Below are 19,994 nucleotides of genomic sequence, written 5' to 3' on the forward strand. Positions count from 1 at the left end.
CAAGTCAAATAAATAAAGAGGAAGACAAGGAGAGAAATAGGCATACAAAAGAAGAACATAAAGAACCATAAGGTTATAACAAAAGAAACAAAAAGGAGGAAACATACGAAAAGAAGAAATAAAGAATCAAAAGATAAAGCTCGATGAAATCAAATAAAAGCACACAAACATATTTAAACAAATATATAAAAACATAGAATCCTTATAATCAAGGGAAAAGTAAGAAACAAAACACTCAAGAAACCTATTATATATAAGATCTTAAATGAAACAAAACATGAAAAACAACGATTTCATCGAAAAAAGACCAACAAACAGTTCTATATACGAACAAGAAAAGAACACAGCTAAAAGCAAAAAGACGTGCAAAGAGATATTAAAAAATAAAAACATAAATAATTGTTTAGTCAAATATATATAATATTGCTATTCTTCAAGTTACGACACTTTGCAAAGAAAACAACACAAAAATAAATATATAATGATTGATTTATACAAAGACATAAATAAGCAAATAGAAGAAAAGGGACAAAAGACGAGTAAAAAGCTTAGCAAATAGAAAAAGAAAGCAGTAAAATAAAGAAACAGAGAAGAAACCTAAACAAGAGTCCAAATAACAAAGTGAAAAAACTGATAAGATAAACAAAAGTAAGGGGGCTAATAAAGAACATAGAAAGGAATAAAAGATAAAAGTAAAAAAAATACAAAAAAATATCTACTTATTTATATATTTACTTATATAATAGCGACACGAAACGTAAGCTGTTACTATTTATATATTTCTTTATTTGCCTAATCATATAATTACGTATGCTAAAACATATTTATATATTTATTAAATATAAGAACATAAAAATAATATTACGTGCTTATATAAATATAGATTTATATTATAACATATAAAATTAAAAACCCAATTACATAAATAACAAATGAAAATAAAAACAAAGTAGATAAACAAACAAAGAAATAAAACGATAAAAGTATTTTTATATACTTAGATATTCAAGCAAAAATATCAAAAAATAAACAGATGAAAGGGTAAAAACGAAGCCAAAATGAAGAGGAAAAATAGGGGAGAGGAAGTGCGACAAAAAGATGAAAAGAGACAGAATGACAAAGGAAAGACAGAATGACATAAAGACAAAATAAGAGGAAAGACAGAGTAACATAAAAAAAGTAACAGGAAAAACAGAATAAGGAAAGACAAAGTAAAAAAAGAGACAGAGCAACAGGAAAAACAGAACAAATAAAGACAAGGTAACAGGAAAAACAGAATGCATAAAAAAAGAACAAAATACAATCTAAAATAAAAAAGTAAGGTTATATAAGTGAAAAAACAGGATATAAACAAAGATGGGTAACAAACAAATTTGAAAAAGAATAGATAACTAACAAGAAGAATTTCGATTAAAGATGCTGTCACTTTTAACAATTAAAATAAAACAACTATAAACCAAACAGTTACAACATAAAACTGAGTGAGAGGAGTGACAGCAAAACGAAAAATACTTCAAAACAATGAAAGGAAAGACAATGATCATCTGAAATATAGAGGAATAAAACAAAACTCTTATATCCTTAATTCCGCAGTATTTTTTCTTGTGAGAAAATTTTATATGTTGAGACGTCTTTTTGGGGCTCTATATGTTGATATGAGGTGCTTCGGTGTTTCTTGGCTCTTTTCTAAGCATAAAATCCCCCACCCAAACCAATGGGGAAGTATGAAAAACCACAAAAAATACTTCCATAACAGAATGCTTTGCCGCTACTTCCACGTTTACCCAATACAGATTCGGTAAGTTTTTCAAAGCCCAACTTTGAGAAAACGTCCATAATGTGATAAATTCCACCGAAAGAAGTGATATTCACGTTTTTAATTGCTACCTTTGTCATGTCAGATTTTTGCTTACTTGTTATGTTTGCAGCACCAAGATAGGTGAAATTTCTGACATATCCAAGTGTTTTGAGAACTTTGTTTCTCAGGTACTTGGAGTTCTCACAAGAGTTTATGCTGCGGAATTAAGGTAAGGTAAACCATATATGAACCATCATTTTATCAACTCTATACTTCAATGGCTGCTCATTGCTATTGTCTTGACAGCAATCGGAGCATTGGTCTTAGGGGTCGTTGCCGATGGCGGTAAGGGGCCGACAGTGATAGGTCTGCTCATCGGCGGGGTGCTCATCTGGGCAGAGCATTACACCAAGAAGCGGGCCGAGAAGCGTGACGTGCTAAAGATGGAGACGTCGGCAGATAAGGCGGAGGACGGCACGGATGCATTGCCAGCGAGCGAGGAAGCACCGACCGAGAGCTATCGCATCGAACGGGAAGACAATTTTTCCACAGCCATAGAGGCACTGACGCATCAGGAGATTGCCGCAGGGCAGAATAGAGTGCTTGCTTTTGAAGACTCGATGGTGTACGCCTATGAGCTGACGGAGGTAGGATTGCTCACGGGAAGCGGAGAGCAGATGCGCTTCTCGGTGGTGATTCCGCTGCGTCGCAGCAACTGGCAGACGGAGCAGGAAGAGATAGAGAGAAGGCTCGCAGAGGTATGGAGGTGTCTGTGGCAAGACTATGGTTTTGAGACGGCGCATGCGTTGTCAGAGAGCAGCCTGATGCTCAAGATAGAGGCTTGCGGGCCGGTAGCCCACGCCGTGAAAGCGTTGAAGCCCACGCAAGATATACTTCACGAGATTATCATACGTCGGGATCTGCATCTGTTAGACTCGTATTTGCTCATTCACGGCTATGATTGGCCAGAATATGCCTATCTTAGAGGTGGACAGGTGGTGCACGATTTCAGAGAAGAAGAGGGTGTGGCAAGAAGTGTGTACCATGAAGATGAGGCGATGGCTGTGGCACGACTGTACGACTTCCAAGACTGCCAACGCATCAGCGAGGCGGAGTATTTAGAGGCACTTTCCTCTTACGCCCACCTGCCTTTTGCGTATCATGGTTCTTACATGGCGTATAAAAACAATAAGTTCAAAGGCGTAGTCTTCACCCTGATTGCGGGCAAATTCCACTTGTTTTGCGGTATTGACGAGGCCTACTTTACGACGGATCTGAGCATGTTTGACTATTTGGAGGAGGCACGTCAGTATAACTGTCGAGTGATGGAGGTACGCTTCAGATACGACCATCTGCCCATGATGCGCCTGCTGACAGGAGAGATATTATATATCGATGTGGTGCTGGAGAAGTATGGAGAGCCATTCTATTATCTTCTTCCAAGCTCGTATGGCGGCAGAGATTATGCTCGCATCAAGGCCGATTATGATGCTGCGAAGGTGGCAGAGATAGGGGTGAAGATGAAACTTTAATATAGTATAGCCTCAAATCCGCAACTAAGCCTTTCAACGTCCTTCTTGCGTGTACACATCCTCTCATAACTGAATTTGCAGATAATTTGAACTTGAAGCACCCACTTTTGCCTACAATATCCCCTTACCCCACAATGTGACTTGAGGCAATACGCAATATCATTCCCATAAGTTGGGCTCTTCAGCAATAGGGAGTGATAATCTGAATCTATTACACAATAAGCCAGACTGAGTTTCAAAAGAACTATTTCCTCTTTACCTTCCTCAATACTATTCTCAGCGAATCAGTGAGTACCCTTTTGTCATTACACATAATGAAATCTGAGGGCAAAACAAATAAGGCTAATGTATCTTCGTCGCCTTCACCTTGGCGTTCATAACGTAATTTAACTGAAATGATTTTATTCTTTACGTGCGTATTATTATTCTTATATGTATTGGTTCCAGAGAACGGAAAAGACTTCCCCACCTTTATATTCTTATCACAAAAGTCCAACCGTAAGGAATCGGGATTCAATACATAGTCTCCTTTTAAATTAAAGAGAAGGTAATACCAGCCACCGAAGTACATACTGCTGACCTTCACCATACGATTCTCTGATAAATGAATGTCATAGCTAAACTTATTGTTATCTAACGGAAGAATAAATCCCGTATCACAAGATTGAAGAGATAACAAGAAGAAAATACAAATCCCAAGCCGTTTGATGCGCCGACAGCTAACTATCATTTTCGATAAATTCATCATAATAAAATTTACAGTTATTCAGAACTTTCAAGAGAAAAGGTTTATCACATACGTGTAGATAATTAAAAATAGTATTGCAAAGTTATTAAAAAAATCGCACTACCAAAACAAGTTATAATCTTTTTCAAAAGGAAAAGGGAATTCAGTAATTTGTAGTGAGACGTTTACTTCTTAGGGTCAGAAATTTGACATAATATCACACAGAGAAACGGAGAGGACGGAGGATTATTAAAACAAAGCAGCGAAAGTCACGGAGGCACCGTCGGTGCGTAGAGCAAAGGAGCTTGTTTGTCAATTCTATTAGCTTAAATACAAAGCATTTACCCCAAAATAGTTATCAAGAATCTGTACGCTTCATCTCCGTCACTCTTTGTGCCATCGGCACCTCCGTAATATTGCATTTAACTCCGTTCCCTCCGTTTCTCTGTGTCCATCGGCAGCTCATTAACATTGTGTTACCTCCATCCCTCCGTGACTCTATGTGCCTTATTCTATAAGAACTTTAGTTTATCATTCTAAATTTTGGAAGCTCACCTTACAAACGCTCCGCACATATGGTGCGAAGGCTTAGCACCACATGTGCGGAGGACCTATAACATTACAAGAATAGGAAAAACCTCAACCGGTATGTGGTGAATGATGCGACAAATAGGGAGAGAAAACTGAATGTAAAGCATTCGTGAGGGTCGACAAAATAGGAATATATTTGGCACTTATAGATTAAATAGGTGAAGAAAACTGTCGATAGCTGTGTTATAAATCAAAATTACCATGCTTTGAGAGCATAAAACGACAAAAAGGGAATATTATTTATTGACTTAAAAAATCTTCATAATAAACTGAATATCAGTAGAAAACAAATATTAATAAAAGTAAAGTGCGACAAAAAAGTGACAAGTTTTTGTACTTTTCAGACGTAAATGACAAAAGAATCCGTCATAACATACTTATTTTTAATACTTTATCAAATAAATAGAGTAGGGGAGTATCGAAAATAGCTTCCCTATTTGTCTCCGCTATCTTTAAGCAATAAAACAGCATTTTGAGAATGATTAAAAACGGAAAAGAGCTTAGGTGCGACAAAAAAGGAGGAAAAACTCTCATGCCAAAACCTATAAAAAGTATGTCGACAAAGTCATGAAAAGAAGAAAACTCAATGCGAATAACCTTCCTAAAATGTAAACATAAAAACCGAAAAGTTTGAACAATGAAAAGAAGAAATAATCCTTCTAAATTCGATACGAATACCGACAAGCTGATAACAAAGAAAAACATACAAACGTCCTGACACATCTCCGCCCTTTAATCATTGAATACGAAGAAGTAAAGAATAGTCTTTAAGATAATTAAAAAAGCAATAATATACTGATACACAAATATATAAAAACATATTTGAAGACAATAAAAATCCTGTGTAACCGCCTAAAAAACAACCGAATAAAGAAAAGATCAACGGAAATAAAAATAAGAAAACGAAACAAAACCTACTACCAAACCGACATGAATCTCACTAAAATTTCCTACCCGAAACCACCGACTAAAAACCCACAAAACCATGAAACGAAAATGAAAACCCGAGTCAAAACGCTCGTCCTACAAGCCTACAGCAAAACAGAAAACACCTGCAACGCTCCCAACAGTATGTGCGACAAAAAGGGAGGTTGCGCCCAAAAGCTTTGTTTAAAGTCTTCTTCCCCCAGCGAAAAAGTATATATTTTCTCAAAACAAAACACCTCTTCTGAACTTAGAATATCGTTATATAATCTTTGTTAGATATTAGTAATGGACTTCCAAACCACTGAACCTTAAATAGTTACACGACTAATCAACGACAAATTAGTAAGTTAGCGGCGACAGATTAGTAAGTAGGTTGCGACAAATTAGTAACTATGGTGCGACACTTTAGTAGCTAATAGGGTGGGGTAGTCGACAAGTTAGGAGGTTAGGTGCGACGAATAGGGAGGGAATAAGGCTTTGTTGTGAAAAATATAAACAATTTCTCCCTTTTTATAACGCATCTTCCTTTCTTTCACTTCTTTTCCTATGCTTCTTCCATAAATAAACTTGTGATTTTCTGAACTTTGTATTCTTTATTTTATCTTATAAACTATTGTATTTTTGATAGTTACTAATTCTTTTCTAAACGTTCGAGACAAAAAGGGAAGATATTGCTCAACTCGCCACTCACAGTTTACCGACAAAATAGTAAGATGATAAAAATACTTTACATAAAAGACCCTCTAAACCAGATAGAATGAACGGAAGACATAATGACCGAAGGGACAGAAGTAATAAAAGACATGGTAACAGAGGAACGGAAGATATAATGACCAAAGGGACGGAGTATGTAAAAGACAAAGTAACAGATGAACACATAAGGGGTGGTAACAGAGGAATAGGGTCGTGAAGCGTTGGAAAAGGAACAATGGGAGGGCAGATGGACAAGTAATAGCGATATATACAGATAAATAAGTGGATGTGTGTATATTCTGTTAAATTATCTTTTGAGGCAAAAAGAAAATTCTTAGTTAAATATTCGTTTTACAGAATTCTAATCTTTATCTTTGTAATGTAATTACAAGAAGAAAAGTATCTTATAACTGTGATAAATTGTTTGAAGTTTGCATTGGTTGCAAAGTAATCAGCTTGAAAGGCGTTAGTAGAGACACCTGAAAGTTCTATTTCTAAATCGTACTATCATTTTATATTCTTTGTTGTCAAGAGGTATTTTTGTGTAAGCATTGAGTTAGGACTAATAGAAACGATAGAAGTAGATATCATCTTGTCTTAAAAACAGACAGACTGTAAGGGACGTTTGTAGATTATTATATTTGCCAACCTTTTCAGGCTTGTAGGTAGAAGACCTCATAGAGGATTTCTATTTTGCTCAGAGATACAATGTATTTTGAAGTCAAAATTAAATATAGTTTAATACAGAAGAAATATGATTCTACATATCAACATCGAAGATTTGCTTGAAAAGAGAAAAATAGAAAGCAATCGTATAGAATTCAAGAAAGGGTGGAATCCTACTAAAATTTATCAATCTATTTGTGCTTTTGCCAATGATTTCGATGATATTGGTGGAGGATATATTCTTGTAGGTGTAGAAGAGGAGAATGGTATAGCGAAACGCCCTGTATGTGGAGTTAGTCCAAAGGAGTTAGATAAGATTATGAAGGCAATGATAGGCTATAATAATAAACTGCTCCCTTACTATCTTCCACATCCAAGTGTGGAGGAAGTAGATGGGAAGCAAGTACTTGCAATATGGGTACCTGCTGGAGACTCCAGACCTTATGAGGTACGTTGCGATGTGACAAATCCTCGTTCTGAATCAAAGAGTTATATTCGCTCGGGAAGTAGTACAATAGAGGCTAAGGGCGATCCTTTAAACGAACTCAGAGAAATGGCAAATCGTGTACCCTTTGATGATCGTGGCAATAAGGAAATATCCATCAAAGACATATCTATGATTTTGGTGCAAGACTACCTTCGACGTGTACAGAGTAGGTTGGTAGATACCGTACTGACACAAGACTTCACCAAAACCCTTGAGCAACTTGACCTATGGACTGGACCCAAGGAAGACCGACGACTCAAGAATGTAGCGGCAATGATGTTTTCGGAAGAACCTCATAAGTTTTTCCCTTATACACAGGTTGATATTGTGATGTTTCCAGAAGGGGTAATCAAGAATCCAAATAATATGATAGAAGCTCCGAGTTTCAAGGGTTCAGTTCCAACTATAATAAGAGCGACATTAGATTATTTACGTAGCAATATAGTAAAAGAACGGATTATCAAGCCTAAAAATCAAGCAGAGTCCATTCGTTATTTCAACTATCCTTACCAAGCTCTTGAGGAGGCTGTCGTTAATGCTTTATATCATAGGGATTACCAAACACGGGAAATTGTGGAGATACGTGTAGAGCCACATGAGATAGCTATCTTAAGCTACTCTGGGCCTGACCGCTCTATCTCTGATGCTGATCTTAAAGAAGCAAAACATTTAAAGGCTCGTCGTTATCGAAACAGACGTTTGGGAGATTTTCTAAAGGAACTTAGTCTTTCTGAAGGTCGTTCTACAGGCATTCCTACTATACAAGATGAGTTGCTTCGTAATGGTTCACCCAAAGCGAGAATTGATACTGATGAGGAACGCAGTTTTTTCTTGATACATATTCCTTGTCATCCAGATTTTGTAAACGATAAGATATCTCTATTACCTGTTAATGACAGAATAAATGATAGAATAGATAATCAGATAAAAGAAGAGAAGCGCCGTAAGAGACTGCAAACTATGATTCAAATGATACAGCAAGGAAAAGTAACTTCGGCGAAACAGATAGCAATGGAATTATCTATTTCTATACCTACTGTTTGGCGTGATATTAAAATCCTTGGTGAATTAGAGATTAAGGTTAATACAAGGGGTAAATGGACCGTAAGTTATACGGTTGCATGATACAGTAAATAATACGGTTGCATGATACAGTAAATAATACGGTTGATGATACGGTTGATGATACAGTAAATGATACGGTTGATGATACGGTAAATGATACGGTAAATGATACGGTAAATGATACGGTAAATGATACGGTAAATGATACGGTAAATGATACGGTAAATGATACGGTAAATGATACGGTAAATGATACGGTTGCGTGATACAGTAAATGATACGATATGAAGTAAATACTTGTATAAACTTGTTCTGATACGGCAAAGCAAACTTAGTTATGGAACTTTCGAACTCCATTTATTTAGTTAAAAAATATGGTAAATAGAGTGTTGAGAAACAATGGTGTGCCTGTTAAAGCTGTTTCTGCGAGTGGTGTTGACGATAAGTTTCTGTCTACATCAGTTCACATGGTAGTAAATTATAGGAATATTTGCTGGTATCGTTTTTAGAAGTTGAACCAACCTTATAGCATTAAAATGTTCGAAGATTTAGCAAAGTGTTAATGGGGCAAAAAGCTCTGCTGGCAAAATCTATCCCAAGTTTAACCGGCAAAATTATTTTTCATAAATTTTCGGGATGTTTTGTGTAGTATCAATTTGATAAATGGTTGATAATCAAGTATAGGGTATTGTAACGAGGAGTAAAATCTGATTTGTAGGACACAGTCATATCAAAATTATTTTGTTACTTTGCACTCATGCACGCAAATGTACAGACACGATTCAACCCTGCCACAGGGGACATGGCTCCTTATTATCGCATCAAGGAGTCATATCGTGATGTGCAGGGTCATGTACATTCGCTAATTCTTTTGAACATCGGGTTCGAACCTTCACTTACTGCTGTACAGGTTCGAAAAATTGCATACGCTCTTACCGAACGCTTCAAAAACAGAAGTACACCCTCGCTTTTCAAAGAATACCTTGACGGTCTTACTCCTATTGAACAGGCAAAGGCTGACGAATGGTGGAGCCGTATGGAGAAAGAAGGTGGAATCGATCGGTTTAATAAGGAAGAGCAGAAGTCGCTGAGAAAATATGAGAACTATATTGACCTTGAGACGGCAAACTATACTGACGCAAGGAATGTTGGTGCAGAGTGGCTCTGCAAGCAGACAATAGACAAGCTACAATTAGAGGGTTTTCTGCGCAAAAATGGGTGGACGGAAATGCAATACACACGGCTTTGTCAGCATTGATTGTTCGTACGGTATATGCTGTCTCTGAACGTTCATCTTATTATTATTTGCGCGATAACTCGGCTGCTGGCGAACTTTACAGTGGAGTTCCTGGCTGGACACCAGGAATCAATTCTCTGTATAAAATCACTGACAAATTATATGAACTAAAGGAACAGTTAGAGCATCATCTGTGCAGCATTACTGACGCTCTCTTTAATATAGACAACAAGTTGATGCTCTTCGACTTAACCAACTTCTATTTCGAGGGTAGCAAGCGTAATAGCGATAAAGCCAAGTTCGGTCGTTCAAAAGAAAAGCGCTCTGATTGTAAGCTACTTGTACTTGCATTATGTATCAATAAAGAAGGTTTTATACGTTATTCTTCTATCTTGGAGGGTAATACAGCAGATTCCAAGTCTCTACCCAATATGATTGATACGCTGGCAAAGAGGAATCCATCAAGAACAAAGGATACGCTCGTTGTCATGGATGCAGGTGTTGCCACGGAAGAGAACTTGGAGTTAATAAAGAAAAAGGGTTACAATTATCTCTGCGTATCCCGTACGAAAATGAAAGACTATATGCTCAGTGATGATAATAAGAGCGTTACGATAATGGATGCCCGTCGGCAGAAGATAACGCTGAAAGAGGTTAAGACAGAGGATGATAAGGATTATTATCTCGAAATAACATCTCCTTCAAAAGCTATGACAGAGTCGTCCATGAACAGGGTTTGGAGAGGGCGTCTTGAGATGGAACTGCAGAGGATAAACGAAGGAATCTCCAAGAAAGGTGGAACAAAAACCTATGAAAAGGTTGTTGAACGTACAGGACGTGCCATACAGAAGTACCCTTCTATAGCGAAGTTCTACCAGATAAGCTACATAAAAAATGAGAAGAAGCCCAAGCAGATGCTGCGTGTAGACTGGGAGATAAAAGACCTCTCGGCAATGGAATCTGGTCATGGAGTCTATTTCCTCCGCAGCAATGTCAGGACACTTTCTGAGCGTGTGACATGGGAATACTACAATCTCATTCGCGAGATAGAATGTACGAACAGACAACTAAAGAATGATCTCAACCTCCGTCCAATCTATCATCAGAAAGATGAGCGAAGCGACGCACACCTTTTCTTCGGTTTATTAGCCTACTGGGTGGTAAACACTATCCGTTGTCAATTAAAACGAGAAGGAGAATCCTGTTACTGGACCGAGATTGTACGACGTATGAGTACCCAAAAGCTCGTCACCACAAAAGGGAAGAATCCATTAGGTGAAACCATCGAGATGCGCCAATGTAGTAGTCCTTCGAAGCAAGCAAAACAGATATACGATAAGTTGAACTTAAAACACTCACCATTCAAAAAGAATAAAATTTGTAGGACACAGAGCACATAAGAAAAATGAGGAAAGTACGGTGACAGTAACAATTAGGCGAAGGTGGGTGTTAAACTTGGGCTATGTGCAGTTATAGGTTTTTGAAACAAATATTGTATCTTTGTAGCAAAGAGCACTGATTCTACCTTAGATAGTATTTCCTACTGTGGTGATGTGCGTCTTTCTTTTCAGTAGGATGAGCGTCTGCATATAAGTACGATAACTTCAAGCTCCGCAGCCGTCCTACTTTTATATAGAGCCGTATTCTTACGGCTCTTTTTGTGTTGTGGCGGCGTATAGCAATTCTGATTTGTTCGCCCTCTTCTGTTCACACAAAATCTCTTCTTTTCTACCTTTATGTCCTCTAAAATGATTACCTTTGCAGTGAGTATGTATAACACTGTTTTGTACTAATGAGGAGAGAGCTATAATTAACAATCACTGCGGTGGATGGTAATAGAATAAGGCTCTTGAAATCAATGACAAAACACATAGAAATACTTAGTTATATTGCTCATAACTATTACCGATATATTGGATATAACTAAATCATATTAGGCTAAATGAATGTAAATTATGGGGTTGAATAACAGATTACAGATAGGCGATGTATCAAACAATGGTCAGGTAGAGATTGTTGATGAGGACAGATTATGTTATTTGGTAAGGTCAACAAGTAAAGGTGCTACAGGCTTACGTACAATCTCAAAAAGTCTGTTGGAAGAATATGTAAACTATTGGAGTGAGCATTCTGATGCTACATCTGAATCTGCAAGGCAAGCATTGTCTGGAACCAGTGAGATAGATAAGTATGAGTATGGTTATACGTCCACACTGTCGGTAATGGCTCAAATGGTTCTTCAATCAACTCACAAAGTAAAGAATAACGTAAGCAGTCTTCCTCTCCAGCAAATCTTCTACGGTGCACCTGGCACAGGTAAGTCCTTTACTATCAATCAGGAGATAAAGGGGGAGGACGTAATTCGTACTACATTTCATCCTGATAGTGACTATTCGTCTTTTGTGGGAGCGTATAAGCCGACGACACGAGAGATAACGATGCGTGACTTGTCGGGACATCCTGTCATTGAGCATGCGCAGATTCTGACGGAGGAGAAGATTGTCTATGAGTTTGTTCCACAGGCATTTCTACAAGCATATGTTGCAGCATGGGAGAAGTATGCTACGTGTGATGAAGGCAATCCACAGCGACAGTTCTTAGTAATAGAAGAAATTAATCGAGGTAACTGTGCACAGATTTTCGGTGATTTATTCCAGCTCTTAGACCGCAACCATAGCGGCTTCTCTGATTATCCTGTGAAGGCAGATACCGATATGAAACGTTATGTGGCTAAAGCACTAAAGGGATTGTCTATTTCTCAGGCAGGTGCCATCAATAGCCTTTATGGTGGTCGTGATGTAGTGAGCGAGGTGTTAGAGGGAAATATTCTTCTGTTACCAAGTAATCTGTTTATTTGGGCAACGATGAACACTAGCGATCAGAGTTTGTTCCCGATAGACTCTGCCTTTAAGCGTCGTTGGGATTGGAGCTATATGCCAATATCGGATGCAAAGAAAGGTTATGTCATTGATGTTGCGGGCAGTCTATATGACTGGTGGCAGTTCTTAGAGGAGATAAACAAGAAGATAGAGAGCACGACCAATTCGGAGGATAAGAAGTTGGGCTATTTCTTTTGTAAGGCACATGGAGGCGTTATTAGCGCAGAGACATTTGTGGGTAAGGTTGTCTTCTACCTTTGGAACGATGTGTTTAAGGACTTCGATTTAGTAGGTCCTATCTTTGATGATACAGTTGAAGGTGGAAAACTAACGTTCGCAAAGTTCTATACTGAAGGCGAAATGAAGACTAAGGTAAGGACAGATAAAGTGGCACAGTTCCTTGGTAACTTAGGCTTAACACCAGTTGAAGAAAGCAAAGAGGAATATAACGGACAGGCAGAGAATACCGATGACTCCGAGAATCCAAGGGCGACATGGTCGGTGTCAGAACGAAAGCGTTATGATTTTTGGGAGGCGTTCTTAGCCTATGCACAAAAGAATGACGACTTTAAGACTTACTTTGGAGGAACCAAGAAGGCAGGTAAGGATCATTGGAAGAATTTCTATGTATCTGGTGCTGATTTCTATATGTCTGTAGTTCTGAAACTTTGGGAGCGTGCTATTGCACTGCAAGTATATTTCGATAGAACCACAGATACTTATTATCATCTTGCTGATCAGAAAAAGGATATTGAAGCAGAGATGGATACAACGTATGAGTGGCGTGAGAATCCAGAAAAGAAATCAAGTACGATTGTAGAGCGGATAGACGATATAGATTTTGAGGATAAGGAACATTGGACTACCATCTTCGATCTTATTATTACACGAATACTTCGTATGCGTGAGGTCTTTGTTAAGTATTCAAAGCAGCAGTAGACACTCGTTATGCGAATCCTTATAGAAGAATATCAGTACGATGTCTCTAAGGTCAGGGACATTCTTTATGGTATTGATGCCTTAGAGAATATGGAGGGTAGGGTGTCTATCCATTACGTAGGGTATTATTATAATATGCTACTCAAGGATTGTGTCTTTATTCTTCCTAAGGTTTTGCTGAAGGATGTTGACGGTAAGGAACTTGTTTTTGGAAAGTATAAGCCAGAGGATATAGCCAACTTAGATACTTTCGACTCCAAAGAGCGTAGTTTTCTTTATAAATTTGCTGTGTGGATATATCGTGCCATTGTGGTCTATAAGAATGATAGACGCAATGATACGAGAATAGTTTGTCAATCATATATAGCACAAATTTGTAATCGAGGACGCAGACAGAGTAATACCTACCTTGATATTCTTCTGTCGCTGATACAATTCAATCAAGACAATCAAAATTTTTTCTTCTTTATCATAAAGAATCTGCATAGTGGTCTGAACAAGATTAATTGGCAACGAACGATAGCAACGAAGACTGCTATTATTCAGAATGAGCAGGCTGTCTATCTAAACCCAGTTAATAAGCGGCGACAGATAAACTTTGATGAAGAACTACTCATCATCTTCTTTTCCATCCTAAATTATATTGGTGACACCTACGGTTTTCCGAAGGATATCTGTTGCCAGTTCCAGCTCATTACCGGTAAGCGATTTGATACCTATCTCAATGGATTTGGTAAGACACGTTTACGACAGATAAAGTATAAGTATTTCTCTGATAAAGCCTTACAACTATGGCATTTGTGTTATAACTTCTTCGACGAAGCACAGCAGGTGATGGTTGCCACAGAACAATGGGATTACCTATTGGTAAAGAACTTCTATGTTGTTTTTGAAGCCATTATCGATGAACTGATAGGCGATAACCCATTGCCAGATGGTATGGAGAAACAGCAAGAGGATGGGAAAATCGTTGATCATCTGTTCACGTCACAGAGTCTTATTGCGGGGGAGAACGAGCAAACGTATTATATCGGGGATAGTAAGTATTATAAGATTGGTCATGAGTTAGGAAGTCAGTCAATCTATAAGCAATACACCTATGCACGGAATGTTATACAATGGAACATTGATATTTTTAGCAATGGTGATAAGCCATCTTCGGGTGTTCGCCTGCGAGATGATGTGACAGAAGGCTATAATATCCTGCCTAATTTCTTTATATCGGCAAAGCTGAATGAAATGTTCAGTTATGACGATGACAATATAGAGAAAACCGACAGAAAGAGAAACAGGCACAAGCGTGTGCAGTTTGATAACCGACTCTTTGACCGTGACACACTGTTGCTGTCCCATTATGATGTGAACTTCCTTTACGTTCTTTCACTGTATGCGAGGGATAATCAAAGTCAGAAGACCGCGTGGAAGATGAAGGTAAGACAGCGTTTTTGTAAAGAGATACAGAAATGGTTAGATGAGGATTATGACTTCTATTTTATCAAAGCTAAGACTGGTGTTGATGATAAAGAATACTTTAAGACACATTTCCAGCAACTATTGGGAAAGTTTTACGCGCCTTTTGAGCAATATAAGGATATCTACTCCTTGGCACTTGAGAAAGGAGAGAAGTATCAGCAGGAGAATAAGTTGCTACTTAATCAACTCAAAGATTACTTCTTTGTAGAGAAGTTCAAATTAGAAAAAGATCAACAGGATGTATTGGTAAGGATAGGAGCACCTTCACACTAAGAATGTATAGTATCTCTTTATATAAGTAGACAAGTTGTACAAGTAGATAAGTTAACAAGTTGTTTGTTCCATTCATCTGTATTTTCTGTACCTTTTATCTTTCCTAAGCAAAAAAGTGACACGTAAAAAGTGTTAATGGTGTCTTTAAATTACCAATTTTGGTAATTTTGTTCTATCTTTGCACTATATATATTGAAACATTTCACCGCATGAATATAATTTTCAAGGAAGAAGCCTTGTCCGAATTATATGAAACCGGTAAGACCAATGATAAAAAATACAAGAAACTTTATAAGAACAAACGCTTGATAGATGGCTATGTCCGTGTTGTTAATACGCTGTATAACGTAGAGTCAACAGAAGAACTAAAAGTATTTAGCTTTTTACACTATGAGAAACTCAGACATCAGAAGGACAAGCCTATCAGCTCTGTACGTCTTGTAAACGGATTGGTTGAGCGGCTGCTGTTTTCAGAGACGGATGATGGAATTGAAGTAGAATTAATAGAAATTGATAGTACACATTATGGCAACAAGAAATAACAGATTAGTTCCTGTCAGGGCAATCCACCCAGGAGAAATCTTGCGTGAAGAGTTGCAGGAACGTGGCATCAAGCAAAAGGATTTTGCAAAGCAGATTGGTGTTCAGGCAACTCATCTGAATGCCTTTATACGCGGTAAACGAAACCTGAATGACGATTTAGCAATGAAATTAGAGCGTCATTTAGGAATACCCTATAAGACCTGGATGAACCTGCATAGCGGTTATATGTATGACTGTAAAGCTATGGATGCAAAACAAAGCGAAGAACAAGAAGCTCGTGAATACGAAGAATCATGTGCGAGTATATTCAACTTGAAACTTCTTTATAAGAAATTAAACTTGTCGTATCTTCCATGTCTTGAGAGAGTAACGAAATTAAAAGCATTATTCTCTTTTGATTTGCGGTCATCTAAAGAGTTGAGTTTGCAGGTAGTTGGCCGTTACAAGCATAGTGAGAAAGTACACATTGATGAGAAGAATATGCAAACTTGGCTTATTCTTAATTGGTTGGAAATATCACGTGCAACAATAGATAAGAAGTATCAAAAGGGAAACGGATTGATGGCAGCAAGTGAGATAGCACATATGGCGAATAACGGTACACTTTCTACACAAGGTATAAAGGACTGTCTTAATGAGTATGGAATTGCCTATCTTTATGTTGAGAAATTAGATAAAACGCCTGTTGATGCTTATTCTACATTGGTAGATGGCTGTCCAGTAATCACGGTTACTTATCGTTATAATGATATGGATAAGTTAGCTTTTGATGTTCTTCACGAGTTGTGTCATATTGAAAGGCACCTTTCAGAAGACAATCAGGCGTTTATATCTACAGAAGAAACTCTTTATTCCAAAGATCCACGTGAAAAAGAAGCTAATGCCTTTGCAAGGCAGCAACTCATTCCTGATGATGTATGGAATAAAATTATCGGGGCAGGCTGTAAAAGTTTGTCTCCGCATAAGGTTGTCAATGCCATTGCAAAAGAGGCTGAACGCTATGGTATCAGTCCGTCTATTGCAGTTTCCAGATATAAACATGATACAAATTGGTATCAGACATCAGCTTATAAATCACCAAAAATCAATTGATAAAAACAGAAAAGGAGTTGGGGATTTTTCCTAACTCCTTTTTGTTTTTAGCTGGATAAGTTGTATCTTTGCAACAGAAATAGGAAAGGTTTCTCAAATACCGCGTCGGATTGCAGTTCCGAAGGGAAGGATTTGGGAAACCTTTTCTTTTCTTTATAGAAACTTTAGATGATGAATAATTTAATTAATGGGTGGCTTATATCTATCACTCCTGCTTTTATACCCTCTATCTTTCTTTCCCATTGATACTCTGCCATCCTCAACCTTTAGGTTTCTGTGCGGGTATGCAATCTGTTTATCCGCGAGAGAATGTTTTATAATTATTCGAACGGAGTTCACATCAGTACGGCATAGTTTTTAATTGCTTACTGTTTACATACTTCTATCCACCAGACTAAGGGGAACCTCGGTATTTACTCCCCTCCCTTTACTTCTCTTCGGTTAGTGACCGTTGGTTGGGGGAGGTCTTGGCAGAGGAGCTTTTCTATGTCATTGTTTTTTCTGTCTTTTTTTGTCATTCTGTGTTCTGTCTTCTGTTCCCCTGTCTTTTCTTTGTCTTTTCTTGTCTTTAGCCCAAGTTTAACCGGTAAAATTATTTTTCATAAATTTTCGGGATGTTTTGTGTAGTATCAATTTGATAAATGATTGATAATCAAGTGTAGAGTATTGTTGTGAGGAGTAAAATCTGATTTGTAGGACACAGCCATATCAAAAATATTTTGTTACTTTGCACTCATGCACGCAAATGTACAGACACGATTCAACCCTGCCACAGGCGACATGGCTCCTTATTATCGCATCAAGGAGTCATATCGTGACGTGCAGGGTCATGTACATTCGCTAATTCTGTTGAACATCGGGTTCGAACCTTCACTTACTGCTGTACAGGTTCGAAAAATTGCATACGCTCTTACCGAACGCTTCAAAAAGAGAAGTACACCCTCGCTTTTCATAGAACATCTTGACGGTCTTACTCCTTTTGAACAGGCAAAGGCTGACGAATGGTGGATCCGTATGGAGAAAGAAGGTGGAATCGATCGGTTTAATAAGGAAGAGCAGAAATCGCTGAGAAAATATGAGAACTACGTTGACCTTGAGACGGCAAACTATACTGACGCAAGGAATGTTGGTGCAGAGTGGCTCTGCAAGCAGACAATAGACAAGCTGCAGTTAGAGGGTTTCCTGCGCAGAAACGGCTGGACGGAGAATACGATACGTACGGCTTTATCAGCATTGATTGTTCGCGCAGTATATGCAGTTTCTGAACGTTCGTCTTATTATTATTTGCGCGATAACTCGGCTGCTGGTGAACTTTATAGTGGAGGAGGGTGTGTCAAAATAGGCACATTCTCTCTTTTTATTTTCTAAAACTTACTCTGTCCACAAAAATAGTCAACAGTTTTCATCAAAACAGTCGACTATTTTTCAAAAACAGTCGACTGTTTTTTTTAAAAAGGGTTGACGGTTTTCACAAAATAGGTCAACAATTTCTTCAAAAAGAGGAAGTGTCTATTTTGACACACCCTCTCAATTCTCTGTATAAAATCACTGAAAAATTATATGAACTAAAGGAACAGCAGGAGCATCATCTGTGCAACGTTACTGACGATCTCTTCAATATAGACAACAAACTGATGCTCTTCGACTTGACCAACTTCTATTTCGAGGGTAGCAAGCGTAATAGCGATAAAGCCAAGTTCGGTCGTTCAAAAGAAAAACGCTCTGACTGTAAGCTACTTGTACTTGCATTATGTATCAATCAAGAAGGTTTTATACGTTATTCTTCTATCTTAGAGGGTAATACAGCAGATCCCAAGTCTCTACCCAATATGATTGATACGCTGGCAAAGAGGAATCCATCACGAACAAAGGATACGCTTGTTGTCATGGATGCAGGTGTTGCCACGGAAGAGAACTTGGATCTAATAAAGAAAAAGGGTTACAATTATCTCTGCGTATCCCGTACGAAAATGAAAGACTATACGCTCAGTGATGATAATAAGAGTGTTACGGTAATGGATGCCCGTCGGCAGAAGATAACGCTGAAAGAGGTTAAGACAGAGGATGACAAGGATTATTATCTCGAAATAACATCTCCTTCGAAAGCTATGACAGAGTCGTCCATGAACAGGGTTTGGAGAGAGCGTTTTGAGATGGAACTGCAGAGGATAAACGAAGGAATCTCCAAGAAAGGTGGAACAAAAACCTATGAAAAGGTTGTTGAACGTACAGGACGTGCCATACAGAAGTACCCTTCTATAGCGAAGTTCTACCAGATAAGCTACATAAAAAATGAGAAGAAACCCAAGGAGATGCTACGTGTAGACTGGGAGATAAAAGACCTCTCGGCAATGGAATCTGGTCACGGAGTCTATTTCCTCCGTAGCAATGTCAGGACACTTTCTGAGCGTGTGACATGGGAATACTACAATCTCATTCGCGAGATAGAATGTACGAACAGACAACTAAAGAATGATCTCAACCTCCGTCCTATCTATCATCAGAAAGATGAGCGAAGCGACGCACACCTTTTCTTCGGTTTATTAGCCTACTGGGTGGTAAACACTATCCGTTGTCAATTAAAACGAGAAGGAGAATCCTGTTACTGGACCGAGATAGTACGACGTATGAGCACTCAAAAGCTTGTCACCACAAAAGGGAAGAATCCATTAGGTGAAATCATCGAGATGCGCCAATGTAGTAGTCCTTCGAAGCAAGCAAAACAGATATACGATAAGTTGAACTTAAAACACTCACCATTCAAAAAGAATAAAATTTGTAGGACACAGAGCCCATAAGAAAAACGAGGAAAGTATGGTGACAGCAACAATTAGGCGAAGGTGGGTATTAAACTTGGGTTAGTCATTCTGTCTAAAAATAATTATGTCATTCTGTTTAAAAACACTATCTTTGCAGTTATAATGGCTGTTTTCATTTTGAAAATCATCGTATAGCATTAATACAGAGTATTAAAACCGAGCAGTGTAGAGTCCCACAAGACAAAAAAGGGCTTTCGCTCAGACTCGGAAAAGCTAAGAACCGATATCAAGATGTTGTTCTGATAAGGTGCAG

The 19,994-nt window shown here is 38.1% G+C and carries 10 protein-coding genes and 4 pseudogenes; 11 read left to right on the plus strand and 3 right to left on the minus strand.

Annotated elements, in window-relative coordinates; genetic code table 11:
• Positions 1–1,686: 1,686 nt before the first annotated feature.
• Positions 1,687–1,896: a hypothetical protein gene (locus J4861_RS01315; protein WP_211816404.1), complete on the minus strand. Its 210-nt coding sequence runs from the start codon at positions 1,894–1,896 to the stop codon at positions 1,687–1,689.
• A 147-nt stretch (positions 1,897–2,043) separates the two neighbouring features.
• Here J4861_RS01315 and J4861_RS01320 point away from each other — a divergent pair, with 147 nt between their 5' ends.
• Positions 2,044–3,330, plus strand: a complete 1,287-nt coding sequence (locus J4861_RS01320) for a hypothetical protein (protein WP_211816405.1) — start codon at positions 2,044–2,046, stop codon at positions 3,328–3,330.
• On the opposite strand, the pseudogene J4861_RS13310 reads toward J4861_RS01320, so the two are convergent.
• Both J4861_RS13310 and J4861_RS01325 read right to left on the minus strand, forming a co-directional pair.
• Positions 3,272–3,499, minus strand: a pseudogene (locus J4861_RS13310) (hypothetical protein). The gene J4861_RS01320 and the pseudogene J4861_RS13310 overlap by 59 nt on opposite strands.
• Positions 3,500–3,574: 75 nt before the next feature.
• Positions 3,575–4,078, minus strand: coding sequence for a hypothetical protein (locus tag J4861_RS01325; protein ID WP_249110771.1), 504 nt, complete (start codon positions 4,076–4,078; stop codon positions 3,575–3,577).
• A gap of 2,944 nt (positions 4,079–7,022) precedes the next feature.
• Here J4861_RS01325 and J4861_RS01330 point away from each other — a divergent pair.
• From J4861_RS01330 to J4861_RS01370, 10 genes and pseudogenes are all read left to right on the plus strand, one after another.
• Positions 7,023–8,546, plus strand: a complete 1,524-nt coding sequence (locus J4861_RS01330) for an RNA-binding domain-containing protein (protein WP_211816406.1) — start codon at positions 7,023–7,025, stop codon at positions 8,544–8,546.
• A 17-nt stretch (positions 8,547–8,563) separates the two neighbouring features.
• Positions 8,564–8,752: a hypothetical protein gene (locus J4861_RS01335; protein ID WP_211816407.1), complete on the plus strand. Its 189-nt coding sequence runs from the start codon at positions 8,564–8,566 to the stop codon at positions 8,750–8,752.
• A 108-nt stretch (positions 8,753–8,860) separates the two neighbouring features.
• The gene (locus tag J4861_RS13465; RefSeq protein ID WP_282958343.1) at positions 8,861–8,995 is read left to right on the plus strand and encodes a hypothetical protein; all 135 of its coding nucleotides are present in this window, start codon (positions 8,861–8,863) and stop codon (positions 8,993–8,995) included.
• A 248-nt stretch (positions 8,996–9,243) separates the two neighbouring features.
• Positions 9,244–11,123: pseudogene (locus J4861_RS01340) on the plus strand (IS1634 family transposase).
• A 555-nt stretch (positions 11,124–11,678) separates the two neighbouring features.
• Positions 11,679–13,541, plus strand: a complete 1,863-nt coding sequence (locus J4861_RS01345) for a DUF4268 domain-containing protein (RefSeq protein ID WP_211816408.1) — start codon at positions 11,679–11,681, stop codon at positions 13,539–13,541.
• A gap of 9 nt (positions 13,542–13,550) precedes the next feature.
• Entirely contained in the window at positions 13,551–15,287 is a 1,737-nt protein-coding gene (locus J4861_RS01350; protein WP_211816409.1) for an LlaJI family restriction endonuclease, read from the plus strand.
• Between the two features lie 209 nt (positions 15,288–15,496).
• The gene (locus J4861_RS01355) at positions 15,497–15,829 is read left to right on the plus strand and encodes a hypothetical protein (protein ID WP_211816410.1); all 333 of its coding nucleotides are present in this window, start codon (positions 15,497–15,499) and stop codon (positions 15,827–15,829) included.
• On the plus strand, positions 15,813–16,922 hold the full coding sequence (locus tag J4861_RS01360; protein ID WP_211816411.1) for a HigA family addiction module antitoxin: 1,110 nt from the start codon (positions 15,813–15,815) through the stop codon (positions 16,920–16,922). The genes J4861_RS01355 and J4861_RS01360 overlap by 17 nt, the downstream gene beginning before the upstream one ends.
• Before the next feature lie 735 nt (positions 16,923–17,657).
• A pseudogene (locus J4861_RS01365) lies at positions 17,658–18,248 on the plus strand (IS1634 family transposase); the annotation flags it as partial.
• Positions 18,249–18,448: 200 nt separating this feature from the next.
• Positions 18,449–19,720 (plus strand): annotated as a pseudogene (locus J4861_RS01370) (IS1634 family transposase); the annotation flags it as partial.
• Positions 19,721–19,994: the final 274 nt, after the last annotated feature.

The organism is Prevotella melaninogenica (genome assembly GCF_018127925.1).
Taxonomy (GTDB): Bacteria; Bacteroidota; Bacteroidia; order Bacteroidales; family Bacteroidaceae; genus Prevotella; species Prevotella melaninogenica_C.

What these genes read in the sequence shown, in the direction of transcription:
- J4861_RS01320 (WP_211816405.1), top strand. Translation starts at nt 2,044, where the DNA reads ATGAACCATCATTTTATCAACTCTATACTTCAATGGCTGCTCATTGCT.
- J4861_RS01360 (WP_211816411.1), top strand. Translation starts at nt 15,813, where the DNA reads ATGGCAACAAGAAATAACAGATTAGTTCCTGTCAGGGCAATCCACCCA.
- J4861_RS01350 (WP_211816409.1), top strand. Translation starts at nt 13,551, where the DNA reads ATGCGAATCCTTATAGAAGAATATCAGTACGATGTCTCTAAGGTCAGG.
- J4861_RS01355 (WP_211816410.1), top strand. Translation starts at nt 15,497, where the DNA reads ATGAATATAATTTTCAAGGAAGAAGCCTTGTCCGAATTATATGAAACC.
- J4861_RS01315 (WP_211816404.1), bottom strand. Translation starts at nt 1,896, where the DNA reads ATGACAAAGGTAGCAATTAAAAACGTGAATATCACTTCTTTCGGTGGA.
- J4861_RS13465 (WP_282958343.1), top strand. Translation starts at nt 8,861, where the DNA reads ATGGTAAATAGAGTGTTGAGAAACAATGGTGTGCCTGTTAAAGCTGTT.
- J4861_RS01325 (WP_249110771.1), bottom strand. Translation starts at nt 4,078, where the DNA reads ATGATGAATTTATCGAAAATGATAGTTAGCTGTCGGCGCATCAAACGG.
- J4861_RS01330 (WP_211816406.1), top strand. Translation starts at nt 7,023, where the DNA reads ATGATTCTACATATCAACATCGAAGATTTGCTTGAAAAGAGAAAAATA.
- J4861_RS01345 (WP_211816408.1), top strand. Translation starts at nt 11,679, where the DNA reads ATGGGGTTGAATAACAGATTACAGATAGGCGATGTATCAAACAATGGT.